The sequence below is a fragment of the Nocardia sp. NPDC001965 genome, from assembly GCF_053594175.1.
Genome location: NZ_JBSFDZ010000008.1, coordinates 226699 through 242981 on the forward strand (window position 1 = coordinate 226699; position 16283 = coordinate 242981).

Below are 16283 nucleotides of genomic sequence, written 5' to 3' on the forward strand. Positions count from 1 at the left end.
GACCGCGAAATGGACGGTGGAGATACTGACCCCGGCCGCACGCGCGATATCGCCCAGGGTGGGCTGCCGCATCTTCGGTTGCTCCGGTTGCGACGCCGGCGAGGTGTCCGCCTCGCCCATCTGTTCGGTAAGTCTCGTGGACAGCTGCCGCATGCCGTCCCTGAGCAAGGCCTCGACCAGGCTGCCGGCACAGTCCATCACTTCGGCGATGGTCGGGAAGTCCATTCCCCGCAGGTATCGCAGCAGGGTCGCCCGCCGCCAGGAAACAGGCAGCTCGCCGAGCGCCTGCCATATCTGAGACATGGTGGCCGCCGCCAGCGCCGTGCGGGCCCGTTCGGTGGTCGCGGCGGCCCACATCCGCTGCCGGAACTCGTCGAAACTGCGCCGGAACTGCGCGTATTCGAGCGCGTCCAGCGCGAGCTCCACCGCACGGCCGGGCAGATCGACCGCATGGCCGTCCGGCTCGGCGATCTCACCGGCCAACCGCAGGAACGTATTCTGCAACACCGTCCGGACCAGTTCGCGGTCGCCGCCCGACCGTGGAACCAACTGCGCCAGCACTGGTTTGTTGTATGCGGCGTACAACTGCTGAACGCGTGCGGCCTCTTCGGCCGTGAGTGCGGCGCGCACCGGATCAGCCGCGCCCGGACGGGTGATCGTCCGGCTGGGATGTGCCGGGTTCTCGTGTGCCGGATCGCGAGCGCTGGGCTCGCCGCTTCGGTCTGGCTCGATTCCCGACCGATCTCCCTGATCCGGCGATCCGGGGTCGTCGGTGAGCGATGTCCGGCGGCCCGCGATGCCGACATTGTCGTAATCCGATCCGGCGACGGCCCGGGACTTCCCGTCGACGAGCGGGCGACGTGGTGTACCGCCCTGCATGATCTCCCAACCGGATACGCTGCGTATCCCCGTCTGCCCGGCAGCCCATTCCGCGAACGCGGACCGCTCACCGTCGTCGATCACCACTACTTCACCGGTACCGGGCACCGGTACCCTGGTGCCGTCCGCGCGAGTCTCGAACTCGCCGTCCCAGAACGCCTGTACCGCATGCGATCCGGGCCGGGATGCGTCGGTGAAACCCCGGAACGCCACCACCACCAGTACTGCGTCGCCGGTCTGCTCCACATGCTCGGCCACCTCGGCGAGATCGCGGTAGCCGCCTTCGCGGGGGTCGGCGCCGAGCAGTTCGAACGACTCCCCGGCGAGAACTCCCGCAGGACCGGTCACATGACCGCGTAGTTTCGCCGGCGCGGTACCGCCCGCGGCCTCGAACACGCCCAGCCCGGATCGGACGAAACAGTTCCGCTCCGCCGGCTGCCACAGGTGTTCGACGGTGCCGATCGCGGGTTCGGCGTCGGCGGCAGCTCGTTCGGGCGCGACGGTCGCGGCGAACACGGCGTCGACATCGGCGGCGAGACCCTTCGCCAGGCTCGCGTCGATGCGGTCGAGTTGTGCTGTGAGCAGATCGAATTCGGCGACATCGGCGATAAGCCGTTCCAGGCGCTGGAGCTCGGCGACCCGGCCGTGGAACTCGGCATCGGCGAACAGGGCGGGGCGCGAGAGGGTGATCATCGAAATCTGCTCGGCGGTCAGATCCGCTGCGGCCAGCTCGTGCTCGGCCAGCGCTTCCGGGCCGATCGTCGCAGCCAGTGCTGCCCGCTGCCCCGCCTGGAACCTGCGCAACTGAGCCTCGCGCTCGGTGTCCTCACCCAACCAGCCGAAGTCCAGCTCGGTCTGCGCCTGGATCCGCTCCGTCACCGCCGCACGTTCGTCCAGGACGCGGGTCCGCTCCCCGGCCAGTGCTTCGAGCCGGTACGCGAGGTCCTGTAGCCGCCCGATCTGCCACTGCCGCAGTTCCCGTTGCCCGGCGAGGTCGAGCAGCTCGCGCAACGCGGCGCGGACATTCAGATACTCTTCGTGTTCGTAGCGTCCTCCGCGCCATTGTTCCGCCCTGCGCAGCTGCTCACGCACCTGGTCGGTATCGACGACACCGGCGCCGAACCGGAACCGGTAACCATCGAGAAGTTGCCGGTGCTCGTCCTGCGCGTCGACGAGTCGGCCCTGTACGACGGGCAGGTGCGCTTGTGCCTGGAAAAGCGCCGCGCGCAGGCGATCGATCCCCTCCATCCGCGTGGTCGCCGCCAACAGGTCTTCCGACGACTCGATCGCGAGATCCAGTGCCCGGCATTTCGCGGCCGCCTCGGCGCGGGTGTCCTGGACTCCTTGACGTTCCAGCATCTCGGCGATCCGGCGGACCCTGGCCGGGGTGAGGAGCGTAGCGGGCGTACCGAGCTGCGCCGCCAGTTCTTTTGCCGCCCGGCGGCGTTGCTCGCGCTGCGATCCCAGGGCCTGGATGGTCTGGGCCCGCGAGTCGACGGTACTGTCCCGCGTCGTCGGCACCGTGTGCAGCTCACGGCGCCGATCCGCGTCCCTGTCGCCCAGCGCATTCAGCTCGTCACCGAGCAACGGTGGGGCTGCGGCGCCGTCGAGAGCCCGGATCGCGGCGACGGCGTTCAGCGCATCGGTCAGCTCCTGACGGAATGCGTCGTCGAGCGACTGTCGAAGCGGGTCGGCCAGGACGGCGGCGAGTGGGTTCTCACCGCCGTTCTCCCGGATCCGCTGCATATCGTTGCGGTAGATCGCGGCAGCTGCCTGCACGAGTTTCGACAGCTGCGACTGCAACCGCTCGAGATCTCCGGCTGCCGATTCGTCGTGCGCGGCGAGCGCGTGGGCACGGAAAAGGGCGGCTTCCAGCCGATCGATCCGGTCGATCCGGTTGTCGAGGTAGGGGACGGCGTCGATCAATTCGATCGTGTCGTAGAACCAGGCGAATCTTTCCGCGGCTTCCTGGAGGTCGGTGGACACGTCGTCTCGCGCCAGCACATAATCAGCATGGACGCGCAGCAGAGAACTCTCGTCGGGCGGCGAAAATCCCTCGTGCTCCACGATCTTCTCGATCAGGCGCTGCTGTGCGTACACTCGCTCGTCGACCAGCTCGTCGCGGCGCGCCGACAGGTCGGCCACTGTTGTGTCCTCGAGAGTGGCTGTCTCCGCCAGCTGGTCGTGCACGTCCGCTCGCGTCGTGCGAAACAATCGTCGCGCCGTATCCAGTTCCCCCAGCCACGGCTCGACAAATATCGGGACCGCCGCCGGATTCGCCGTTGTCTCCGGTTCGCGGCGCCTCGAGTCACCTGGCCGGGGGGCCGGCAACGACGCCGTCATCTTCGCCAGCGCCCAGTTCGTCAAGCGTGCTCCGGGCGTGAACAGCCGCCCCGGCGGCGCGGGTTTCGTGCGGGGCAGGTTCGTGAACGCCTTCCGGTGCGGTTTCAGCTGCGCATCGGTGGCGATGGACTGGATCAGACCCCAGCCGGGCTCGTCGCCGAGGAGCTGGATCCTGCGCAACGGGTCGGTGGCGTCCTGCCGATGAGCCGCCAGTTCGGCGAGCACGGTGGCCAGCGATTGCGGCGCGTCGCCCTGCCACAACACCACCGCGACCGTTCGATCGTCGCCCCGTTCGGTCGCGTAGGTATCCACCGCTCGGCGTAATCCAGCCCGCAGCGACGCCGTGCCGGCCTCGGCCCGTACGAGGACCACTACCTTGTCCGCGGTCCGCGGATCCGCACCGAGAACGAAATGCTGGGTGGGTGCGTCCGAACGAGTGAGCAGCGCGGGGGCACCCGGCAGGTCCGCGGCCCAGTGCTGGGCGCGGTGCACGATATCGTCGTCGGTTTCGCCTCGGGTGACCTGCGCCAGGTCCAGGCCGTCTCCCTGGAGACGGTCGGCCACCGCCTGCCAGATCTGCGTACCCCGATTCGTATTGCTGCGGCACACCAGCTCGCCCCGCGGCGATTCGCCGTGCGGCGCCCATACCTCCCGCGCCCCGGCTTCGGCGGCCACCCACGCCGTGAGGTCGTCTCCGGCCCGCTCCTCACGGGAGATGCGCGATTCGCCGTCTCCATAGGAGTGCAGGACGAGGGTGGTCACCGCACGGCCGTGCCCGTGCTCCAGCTCGGCGAAATCCGCGCCGGCACGCACCAGCTCGGGCCATTCCTCCGGGACACCGCTGCGGACGATCGGGTGCCAGATCTCGCTCTCGGGCACGGTGTCGTCGCCGTAGGCGAACAGGAGACTGCCGGCGGCCGCACCGAGCCCCGCGCCGCGCGGGAACGACAGCAGGTAGAAAGGTACGCCCATCCGCTTCGCTCGCGCCTTGCCCTCGTCGCGCAGGGCTCCGATCGTCTCCAGTTCCCGCAGCCGCTGGTAGTCGGCCTCGTCGAGAGCACCCTCACGGCTCCGCAACTCCTCGAACTCACGCCCCAACTCGGCTTCGTTCAACTGGCTGCGCTTCGCACGCGGAATACCCGCGGCCTCACCGAGGATCGCGGGATACTCCTCCGCCAATATCCCGCGTAGCTCGTCGCCGGCCCAATCCCACAGCTGGGCATTGCGCCGGCCCCGGGCACGCGCGTCCGCCGCCGTCTCGCCGGCGCGGTGCACCATCTGCTCGATGTCATCGATTCCCGCGCGTGCCAATGCCTGCGCCAGCTGCCGCGCCCGCGCTTGCGCGTCCCCGGTGTCGGAGGTGGCGACGGCGATGTCCTCGTCGCGTTCCACCCGCCGGGGCACCAGCTCCTGCGGCGGATCGACCGAGAAGCCGGTCTCGTCCACCCACAGCGCGATCATCTTCTGCCCGGGTAGCTCTTCGGCGGGTAGGAAATCCTGCTGGATACTGTCGTGCCCCGCGTCCCAGCAGTCGATCCGGATCCTGCCGTTGTCCACGACCGATACCAGCTCGACCATATGCCCGAGGCCCTCGCTGCCCGCGGTCAGCACGAAGATCGACTTGCCGTGGCCGGCGCCCGGCCGCCGGCCCTCCGCCGCGGTGGCCCATGAGTGCAGCTCGTCGAATGCCTCGCGCATCGTACGGACCTGATGTGCCTTGACCGGCCGGTCCGGTCGCTGCGTACGCGCTTCGATGTAACTGGACAGCGTGCCCTCACCCGGAACCGCGGGCTCGATCTCCCCGGCATCACGACCGGTCCGGGCCGCGTTGGCGGCCAGCGCGGCACGCCCGCATTGATCGTCGAGTCCCGCCAGCGCGTGTGGCCGCTGATATCCGGCCATACCCTCCGCGTCGGCGATCGCGGTGGCGACCCGAGACTCTGCGCCGTTTCGCACCGCTCGAATGCCACCGGTCGCGCCGGCGGGCGCAGCGGACAGCCCGGCGCCGGTCTCGGTAGCAATCCGGGACGCTTCGGCCGATCCCGCGAGCAGTCGTCGTTCGAGGTCGCGGATTTCGGCGATCCGGGTGTCGATCGCCGCCGCGGTGGCGTCCGGCCGCTCCGCTCGGTCGGCGGTGTACTGGGCGAATTCGTTCCGCGCGGCACGGCACTCGGCGGCCAGCGCCTCGAGACCCGTTACGCTCAGATCCAGCCGGTCGAACCGTTCCTGCCGCCGGGCATGGTTTTCCGCCAACTCGAGAAGCTTCCGCAGTCCGGCTGCCGTCCGCGGATCGGTACCGCCCACCGTGGCGAGCCGATCACGCAGCTGCTGTACCGCATCCGGACCGGATACCGGGAAGCCGAGTTCCCGGTTCAGGTCCATGAACTTCAGCTTGTCCGCCGAACGGTATCGGTGCGCGGTGGCAATTGCGGCTTCGAGGCCGGAGATACCGTCGATCAGCTGTCGCGTCGCATCGGGCTCGGCCCGTGACGCGTGAGGTCCCGCCGCGGCCGTCTGGTACTCCAGACGAAGCTGTTGCAGATTGTGCCCCAGCTCGACTCGCCGGGGGAGCGCAGTCGGCACCGCTTCGGCGCTCTGCCGGGCGATACCGCGTGCCTCTTCCGGCCGGGCACCGGTCGTCGCGGCCGCCAGCGCGGGGTTCACTTCCGAGGGCGGGCGGCGAACTTGCGCCGCCTGTTCGTACGCGTAGGCCATCGCCAGCAGCGAAGCTTCGGAGAATGCTGTCCCGACGAGGCTCATACCGTAGGGCTGACCGGAGACGGGATCGTATCCGATCGGCACCGCGACCGCCGGGTACCCGGCTCTCGGAGCAATCAGGAAAGAGTTGCAGTGCGGGTAGAGGATGGCATCGAGCCCCTCTGCGTCGAGCAAGGAGTCGATCGAATCCCGGCAGTCGGCGACTTGACGATCACGCCGGGCCTCGTAATCCGCCTTGGTAGCCGGGTCGTCGAGATCGATCGCCGCCGCCTCGACCAGCACTGTCTGCCCGTACGGGATCGCCCCTTCGTCGGCGTGTTCGAGATTGAACCGGATCACGTCGTCCAATGTCTTGATCGGCGCATCGGCCGGGAGCCGGGCGAAATAGTTCTCCAGCGCCGGTTTGAACTCGTCCAGCAGAATTCCGTCACCCCCGGGAGGGACGATGGACACCGGAACAAGCGTGGCACCCTGCTCCCGCAGGACGGCCTGGGCTTCGGCGAATCGAGCCAGAGCGGTGACGCCGGACGTCGCGCCGGGGAGATCCTCCGGCGCCGTGATCACTATTCCCAAGCGTTTGCCGCGCAGCGCATCTGGATCAAGAGCAGCCAGGTAGTCGGTGCCGGCGACAGCCGCGCTGTGATCGGTCGCCGCATCATCGGGATCGACACCGGTAAGAACGGTCAACAGAGCTGCCGCATCGGACACCGTGCGAGCGATAGGACCAGCAGTGTCCTGAGTGGCCGAAATAGGTACGATCCCGGCGCGGCTCACCAAACCGACTGTCGGCTTGACCCCGACAAGCGAATTGAACACTGCCGGGTGGATGATAGAGCCGGATGTCTCGGTACCGACAGCGAGCGGAGCCAGGCCCGCTGCCGGCGCGACAGCCGAGCCGGTACTCGAACCCATCGGATCCAGATCGGCGCCATACGGATTGACCACCTGCCCACCGAGCGCGCTGTAGCCGTTCGGCATTCCCGCTGTCACGAAGTTCGCGAACTCCCCCAGATTCGTTTTCCCCATGATCACCGCACCCGCCGCACGCAACCGGGCCACCAGAAATGCGTCACGGTCGGGATGAGAATCACGCAATGCCAGTGCGCCTGCCGTCGTCGGCATACCCACGATATCGATATTGTCCTTGATCACGACCGGGATACCGTGCAGCGGTCCGCGCACATGACCGGCGGCACGTTCGGCGTCCAGCCGGGCCGCGTCCTGCAACGCCTCCGGGTTCACCGCCCGGATCGCGTTCAGCCGGGGCCCGGATCGGTCCAGGGCTTCGATCCGGCGCAGATGTTCTTCGACCAGGGCGACCGAGGTCGTGCGCCCATCCTCCATCGCCTGTTGCATCTCGACCACACCGGCGGTCTCCAGATCGAGTACGAACGTGGCGGGCTCGGAATTCCGTGGCGAACCGATCTCGTCCGGCTGTTCGACAGGGGGCGCGTCGGCGCCCCCGGAATCGACGTCGCCGGCATCGGCGTTCTCGCCGGGGCGAGCTGCGCCGTCGTTCGGCGACTGCGGCGGATCGGTCGCGGTATCGAGTGCGGCCTCCTCCTGAGCGAGAGCCGGGTTCGCCTCTCCCGTATCGCGGGCCGCCGACTCGCCGACCATCCCGAACAGACTCGGGTAGCGCGCCTGCAGTTCGTCGTGGATGCCCTGTCGAGCTGCCGCCTCGACCAGCTCGGCGACCACCTGTTCGCGCAGCCGCACGACCGTGACCCGATCGGTGCCGGACACTGGGTTCAGAAGCGATTCCAGGCTGTCTATGCCGTGCCGTGCCAGCACATCGCGGAGGAGTATTTCCGGCTGGGCCTGCGACTGCTCGTCGCTGCGGGAGCTGGACCGGCCACCGTTCCAGGGTGTAGGCGCGGGCGTGGATACGCCGCCCGCCGGGCCCGCCGGTTCCGGCGCGGCGTCCTCCCCACCGAACTCGGCCGGGTTCCCGGCGATCATGCCTCGCGGGTGTGGCGCGCTCTCGTGGTCCGGGTCCCGCAGGTCACGGACAGCGATGACACCGCCGCGGTCGGTGAGGATCGCGGCGAACGCCTGGCCCTGTTCGACCATCTCACGCGTGTAGCCGGGCTGCCAATAGTCCCGGTGGTACAGGCGCATTCGCGGGACGTCGCCGGTGGGATCGTCGACCTTTGTGTCGTGAACGTACAGCTGGCCGGCGATCAGCGTGAGGAGGTGGCCGTGATCGCCGACCACGACCACGGCACTGTCGCCGTCCTTACCACTGGCGCGCAGTGTCGCGGCGATCTGCGCCAGTGGATCGTCCGGATCGTCTGGTCGAGCGGGATACTCGTCGAGCTGTAGCGAATTCACGTCGACGAGATCGGCACCGATCTTGTCTTCGAGAATGCGCCAGTTGTCGGTCGCGTGCCAGGCCGGGTTGTTCTCGTCCAGATCGAGATCGGAGGCATCGCCGAGCGCCCGCAGCACCCGGACGAGGCGGCGCGCGCAGATCTCGTTGCGATGAGCGACGCCACGCCATCCCGGATTCTGTTGCCCTCCCGCGAGACTCGCCGCGCTGCCCTTCCCGGACACGCCGGTGTCCGGAGCTTTCCACGGTGAGGCCGCGGCGCGGGGATCGGATGCCGTGCTCGGTGAGCCCGGATCGGCCGGCGCCGCGCTCCATGGCGTCGCCTGCGAGGCCGCGGATAAGGCGGCCCGGCCGCTACCGGAATCGGTGCCCGTTTCGCCGGAACGTGCAGAACCACCGACCCGGTTCGGACCGTCGATCACCACCACCGTGATGTTGTCCGTGGTGCCGTTGCTCCCCGGCGCGGCGAGCGCGGTCCGGACCGCCGCTTCCGCCGCCGCGAGCCGATCGTCCGGGGAGCTGTTGCGCGGCGCGGTGATCGCGGCGGCCAGCTGAGCGTCGGAGACCCGCTTCAGCGCGCCGTCGGAAACCACCGCCACGACACCCCTGCCGGTGGGCGAATAGCGTTTCGGCTCCGGCTCACGCCACGGCTCCTGCCATATCTCCGGGTTGCCCAGGCCGCGGGTGATGGTCGACGCGTAAGGGAGATTTTCGGCTTCTTCGTCGGTCAGCTGCTCTCCCCGTCGCGCGGCGTCCTCGATATATTTCTGCGCGTACGAATCGTCGACGGTCAGGCGTTGCGGTGGGCCACCGTCGTACGGAATCCAGTACACCCGGGCATCACCGTAGGAATCGCTGACGATCTCCGTGGGCGTCACCATCGTCACCGCGATCGTGCAGGCGGGCGGGATCTCGCATCCGGCGAATTCGGTCCGGATGAGTTCCAGAACTGCGTCTTTTGCCGCTGTGACGGCGTCCGCGACGACCTGTGCCGGATCCCACCCCGCGCCGTCCGCGGCCGCGGCGGCCGCACGTTCCAGGACACCGCACGCGGCCTCCGAGGCCACCTTCGACGCCACATCGCTGCGCGCGAGGTGCGATACCCCGTCGCAGACCGCGGCCAGTGTCACCCGTTCGCCGTCGACGATCGCCTCCGCCAACGCGAACTCGTCTTCGTTCAGCGAGTGGCCCAGGCCGACATCGGTCCAGCCGGCGGCACCGCTGATCTCCTGCTGCCGGCGGGGTCCCGGTCTCGGCAACTGCATCCAGGGCATCACCGGCGCACCGCCCGCCCCCTCCGCGGCCGGCGACGACGCCGCGGACGGTGTCTCGCCGGACTCGACCGGCCCCGGCTGTTCGGCGGACCCCGGGGACCCGTCCCGATCGGTCACCGCCGCGGGCGTGGGGCCGTCGTGTTCCGAGTCGCCGGTAGGTGCCGAATCCGATGCTTTCGGTACTGAGTCCGGCTGTGGTCGCGGAAGTTCCCGGTCCGGTGCGGGCTGTGCCCACGGCAGGAGGCGGGGATCGGTACGGGGAACCGGGAGCGCGTCGAGCGCCGCGAGCAGCTCGTGGATCTCGTCGTCCACGGTCCGCAGCTCCGCGACGGCCGCTCTCGCACGCTGCGCACGGGCCGCCGCCGCCATCGCGTCGCGGTCCGCGGCGTTCTTGTTCAACCACTCCGCCAGCCAGACCCGAACGGCGTGGGAATGGGAGAGCAGGGCAGTGAGGCGCTCCCGGGTCACCGTGGTCCGGGGATCGTCCACCACGGCGAGCAGTTCGGCCAGCCCGTCCCGGGCCCGGCGCAGCGCCGGATAGTACGGGGCGGCGGCGCCGGCGCGCGCGCTGCGCGGATCCGGGTCGTCCGCGTGGGCGACTGCGCCACTCAGCTCCGAGGTCACTCCGGCCAGCGCCTGCACCAGCAGATTCCGGTCGATGCCGGAGAACGAACCGGTGTCGACGGCCGCCACCGGTACACCGGCCGTCGCGGCGTCGAGCACGGCACCGGCAGCGGCGAGTCCGCGGACCGCGGCGGCGAAATCCTCCGCCACCACAGCGGTCTGCCGTGCGGTGGGACCGGTCGCCTGTTCGGCTTCGTCGAGGGCCCGGTCCGCGGCTGCGATCGCCGGCAGCCACTGTGCCACCACCCGGGCAAGCCTCGACAGGATCTCGACCCGAGCCGGCGGCAGTGTGACCGAATCGTCGAGCAGTTCGTCGAGAAGACCGGCCAGCCGGTCGAGATGTGCGACCTCCGCGCGCAGGTCAGGGGTGTGCGCAGCGGCGGCGAGGGTATTCGATGCCACCGCCAGTGCCGCGCGTACCGATCGCACCTGGGTTGTGTCCAGGGGGGTCGCTCGTTCCCCTCGGCGCAGAGCATCTCCTTGCGCCTCCGGCCGCCGTGACCCCGGCCCCGGCGCACCCCAGGGGATGCCGGTGTTCGGATCGACATTGAATGCCAGCACACCCATCGGCGCGTCCCCCGGTACATGAGTGGCTCGCGTCCCGCGGCGATTTCGATTGCCGAACGCGTCGACCACATCCGCACCGTCGAACCCTGTCACCGGCCCCGGGATCCCGTCGGCGGCCCCGGCTCCCGGGTGCCTCGATCCGGTCCTGGTGCGAGGCGTTCCCGTTGTGGCCTGCGCGCCGAACGGAATCTCGTCCAGATCGAGGACACCCCGGCGCAGCGCCTCGAGGACAGCACCGGTGCGGTCACCCACCCCCAGTTTCCGGAAAAGCAGTTTCAGCGTGGATTTGACGGTTTCGGCGGATACCCCGAGCGACTCCCCGATCGCTCCGTTCGTCCACCCCACGGCAACCAGTGGCAGTACCTGCGTTTCACGCGGGGAGAGCTGGAGGGGCCGGTCCGGCAACGGAATGTCGTCGAGTTCGAGAATGGACATCCGCAATGCCCGGACCACCGCCTCGGTCCGGCTGCCCGCACCCAGCGCGGCCAGGATCTCCCCGACACCGGCGGCCGACTCACCGGCCGCGACTCGTGCCAGGGTCGCCAGCTCGGTCCGCGACAGTTCACGGGTGGCGACGGCCTCCGTGATCGGAATTTCGTCCACCTGGAGATATCTGGCGCGCACGGCCCGGATCAACGCCTCGGTCTGATTGCGCGCGCCGAAAACGCGAATGATATTTCTGACTGCTGCCGACACTGTGGGCACCGACAGTCCGGTGGCTGTCGCGATGCCCTCGTGCGTGTCGTGGACGGCCATAAGGGCCAGGACGCGGTCCTCCCGGTCGTTCAGCGGGCGCGCGCGGGACGGATCCGATTCCGGCAGGTCTTCCAGCCGGAAGATGCCACGGCGCAGCGCCTGAACGACGGCACTGGTCCGGTCGAGAGCAGCCGACTTCCGCAGAATGCTCGAGACATCCTTTTTGACGGTGTCCTCGTCCGTGTCGAGGCGTGTCGCAATCTCGCCGTTCGACATGCTCTCGGCGAGCAACTCCAGCACTTCCAGTTCCGGAGGGGTGAGGTCATCATCGGATGCCACGGCGATCGGAGCCGGAAACAATAAGCCGACCGTTTCCTGAGCGAGCTTGTCGACCGCGCTGAGTTCCAGTGCGTTCGGACGCCCGCCTGCCCGGACCGACGCGACAGCGCGGTTCACCCGCTGTCGTTGAATCGGATCCAACTCGACCGCGGCGCGGAGGACAGTGGACTTGTCGGCGCTCGCCAAGACGAGCGCGATATCGACCAGTTCGGTGTCGTCGTGGTGTTCGAGAATTCGGTCCACCAACTCACGATCGGTGGCCCCGTCGAGTGCCTCCACCGACTCCGGAGCGACCATTCGGTTGCCGACGAGATAGCCGAGCACCAAACCTCGTCGCAAACCGAGGAACTGGTCGTCGGAAACCTCCGATATCTCGACGGTGGTCTCGGTGTCCGCATTCGGCCGAGAGCGGCGCACGGACGCGGCGACCAGATCGTCGCGCTGCGCCAGATCGAGGTTCTCGCGAAGTCTGCGGACGTGGGCCTTGATCGCCTCCTCGCCGACATGGAACATCCGGGCGATCTCCGCATTCGTGCGGCCCTGGGCGATCAAGCGCAGCACAGTGCGCTGGCGCGTGGAGAGTGGACGGGTCGCCCGCTGCGTCGTTTCGGCGAGAAAGGCGCCGATGTCACCGACCAGGCCGTCCCGCTCGGTGACGCCGAGCTTGTCGTAGATCCGCTTCACATAGGACGTGACGGTGGACCTCGGCATGTCCGATCTCGCTGCGATGACAGGATTCGTCATCCCTTGGACGATGAGCCGGAGAACAGCCAGTTCGACCGTCGACAACCTGCGAGTATCCGCCTGTACCGCCAGCGCGGCCACCACATCACCGTCGGCTTCTACCAGCTGCTCGCGAGCGGTGACGCCGAGCCTGTCGTAGATTCGTTTGACGTGAGCCCCGACCGCTCCTTCGGAGATCTTCAGCCGACCGGCGATCTCCGCGTCGGTAAGGCCCTGAACGATTCCGGCCAGGACAGCCCGCTGGTTCACGGAGAGCGGACGTTCCCCCTGCCGCACCGGAGCATCGGAGGAAACGTCGGTGCGGGAGTAGTACACGAACGCCGGCCCGATGTGACCGAACAGGCCTTGCCGCTGCGCCGCCAATGCCAGATCCAGCCTGTTGTCGACATCGAACTTCTCGTACAACGCCGCCATGAGCCGGCGCCGCTGCCCGTGCCCCAGTCCCAGGAGGGTTTCGATTTTCTCGTTCGACCATTCGTCGGCGACGCCCCGAAGTACGCGCCCTTCGATCTCGGAGATGTCCACAGAGCCCCGGGGTTCACCCTCGTCGGCGACGACACCCGCACGCACCGCCGCCATAACCGTGGGAATCACCCCGTCGGTGCCGAATTCCTGTTCGGCACGTGCGAATCGCTGCCTTATCGTCCTCGTGGGCAGACCCAGGTGCGCAGCGGCCGTCGTCATGGAGTGGCCCTGCATGAACAGGCGCAGGACTTCTGTCTCGGACGGCCGCAGGGAAGCGCCGACCCGGTACTCGACCTGAGCACGGAAGTCCCGGAGTGTGCCGGGTGACAACACTGTCGCGTCCTCGGGAGCACCGCCGAGCAATTCTGCGGCCAGCAACCCCACGAGCTCTACCTGTGCGGGCAGGAGCCGGAGATGTTCCGCGGCTCGGTCCGACTCCGTCGCGGGCAGGACCCGGACTTCGGCGGCACCCTCGACCTTCGAGTGGATCCGGAGCAAGATCAGATTGGCCTGTTCCGGCGTGAGTCCGAGTAGCGCGGTCAACGAACGGACCGGTGACCTGTGCGCCCCCGTCGCCAGACCGGCGACCAACCGCACGATATGTGCCTCGCCCGGGGACAGCAGGGCCGACCCCGTCCCCGGCGGATGGTCCTCGATACTGAATTCCGCGGGATGAGGTCTGTGAGTGCCCCGAGGATCGAACCACGCGAGCCCGGCACCGTCGACGAACCGCAGCAGGGCCGCGCGTGCGAGGGACGCGGGTATTCCGTTCGCGATACAGATCTCGCGAATGACGCCGGGTGTCACATCCGCGGTCTCGAGTTCGATCTTCGCGATCGTCGTCGGATCGACCTCACCCCCGAACTCCGACCGGCCGCGACCGAGATAATGCCGTAGATCCGCCAGCCATTTGTTGGCAGCGCGCGGGTCGGCCGGATCGTAGTCACGCGGGTGCGGCCGGAACTCGTATTCGGGGTCGAATTGCGCGAGCCCCTCGCCGTCGTAGAAATGTATCAGTGCCTCACGGACGAGCCGGTCCGGAATGCTGTTGGCTTCGACAAGTTTCAGGAGAGTGTTCCGGGTCGGATTCGTCCGGCCGTTCTCGATGAGCGATACGACGGATTTGCCGACCGCCGCGCCACCGAAATCGCTCTGGCTCAGCTCTACGACATCGCGATACTGCGCGAGCCATTCGTTGACGGTGGTGAACTCGATGGGTCTGGGCAGGGTCACCTCGACCCGGCCACCTTCCGGCGTCACCTTCCCGCGTCCGATGACGGTGTGCGAGCCGACAGGGTCGTCGGGGTTGATCGCGGTGACCAATGCCGGGTCGAAGCCACCGACCACAGCGCCGACTCCGGACTCCGGATACAGTCCGTCCGCTCTCGAGGATCGCCGCGGCCGGACCGGTGCCGCCGCCACGGGGGAGGTGACACCGGTATCCGGAGCGTCGGTGGTGCGGGACTGCTGCGCCACCTCCGTGAGCCGCTGGAACGCGGCGAGCTGCTCATGGGTCGGTCCGCCGCCGCGGTGTAATTCGGTGAGGGCGGCGCCGATGAGCCGACGATCCTGGACCTTTACGTGATCGAGGCATTCGAACAATGTGTTCTGGGCTAGCTCGAACAACCAGTCCGCGACATCCCGACCGGCCGGCACCGGCCACCCGTTGTCGGCGGCGAATGCCATGACCCGGAAATGGATCGCGTGCGCCAACCGGGTCACTTGGACCGGCGGGGTCCCTCGACCGGGTTCCCACCCCAGCATGGCCACCGTTCGCTGGATGTTCCCCCGCCCGTACCGCGTGTTCAGTTCCCGCCGAGCTGCCTCGTCGCCCGCTTTGGCGCGGGTCAGTGTCGAATCGTCGCCGGAGGTTCGGCCCAGCACGGCCGGGTCCACCCGCGCCGCCCGGCCATTGGCGCCGTCCGCGGTGACCACCGCGCCGGGGTTCGGATCCGCACCGTCCGCTGTGCTCGCATCGGCGGCCCGGTCCCACCTCGACCACTGGGTTCCGTCGACCCGCAGGATCCCCGCCCGGATTCCCACCGCGACCATGGCGGCGGGTATGTAGGTCCCGAGAACGCGGCCGATTTCACGGAGGTGCGCGTGCACCTCGGCCGTCTCCAGCGACAGGATCGCGGCGATGGCGGCGGGCGTCCGGCCTTTCGCGGTGAGTGCCAGCACCGCGGTCTCGCGTTCGGACAAGCGAACTGTCGCATGGTTGTCCGGCATCGGAAACACGGCCGGGTCGAGTTCCCCGCGGCGAGCCGCTTCGGCGACAGCGGCAGCCCGGTTGGCGACGCCCAGCGTCTGCGCTGTCCGCCGGTCGATCGCCGCCACTGTTCGCCGGGGCATATTCGAGCGTGCGGCGATCGCCGCACGGGACAGACCCTGGGCCGCGCCGTCGAGGACCGCGAGCTCGATGTTCCCGATGGCCGGTTCGACCCCCGGGACACCGTGCGCCGCAGCGATCGAGTGGGCCAGGCGACGCAGCCCACCGGCGGCCACGGTGCCGACCATGGGGGCAGTCCAGTGCTCTGCCGAAGTGCTCCGGGCGTTGAGTCCGTAGGCTGTCTGTTCCTCGTTCAGTCGAGTGCGGAATCGGAGCTCGAGGACCCGGCGCTGACTCGGATACAGCTGGTCGACGAACTGCCCGAACAGCTCGACAGGAGACGCGGCGAGCGCGGCGACAACCGGATCGGCGTCCGTCAGGCCTTCGAGAGACTTGTAGGCGGTCACCACCCCCCGCTGCAGAACCCGCAGATCCCAGTGGGTACCCGGGTCCCGCGCTGTCGACACGGCCGGGGCCGAGGCGGCCGCGACGGTCACCGGGGGCGCTGGAATGTCACCGGGATCTGCTTGCGGCGTGCCGGTGACAGCCGGTGAATTCGCGCCGGGTACCGGTTCGGCGGGTGTGGTGGCAGTGGTGGCGGCGGGGCTCGCCGCAACAGCGGCAGATTCGGTCGTGTCCGCCGTCGTCTGCGCAGACACATCAGGGGCCGGCATCCCGGTTCCCGGCATATCTTCGGCACGGTGCTGCGCGTGTACGGTGCGGGTGAGTTGTTCGAGTGCGTCGAGTTGTTCGGTGCTCGGCTGCCGGCCGCGCGACGGTGCCTGCAGAAAGCTCGCCACCAGACCGCGTTGGTCGGCATCCAATCCGCTCAGGCCGTCGAGCAGTGCGTCACCGGTCTTCCCGCGCAGCCACTCGCCCAGTTCTTGATCACCGGGCACCGACCACCCGTCCAGTGCCGCGGCCCGGAATCCGGCGAAGGTCATTGCGTGTGCCAGCTGCCGCACCGGCTCCG

The 16283-nt window shown here is 68.7% G+C and carries 1 protein-coding gene (running past one end of the window); it reads right to left on the reverse strand.

Annotated elements, in window-relative coordinates; all coding sequences use genetic code 11:
* On the reverse strand, window positions 1–16254 hold the 5' portion of the coding sequence (locus ACWCPQ_RS15280; protein WP_449898887.1) for an amidase family protein. It extends 17811 nt beyond the left edge of the window; the window shows 16254 of its 34065 coding nt (coding positions 1–16254); it begins with the start codon at window positions 16252–16254; its stop codon lies off the left edge, out of view.
* Window positions 16255–16283 lie beyond the last annotated feature (29 nt).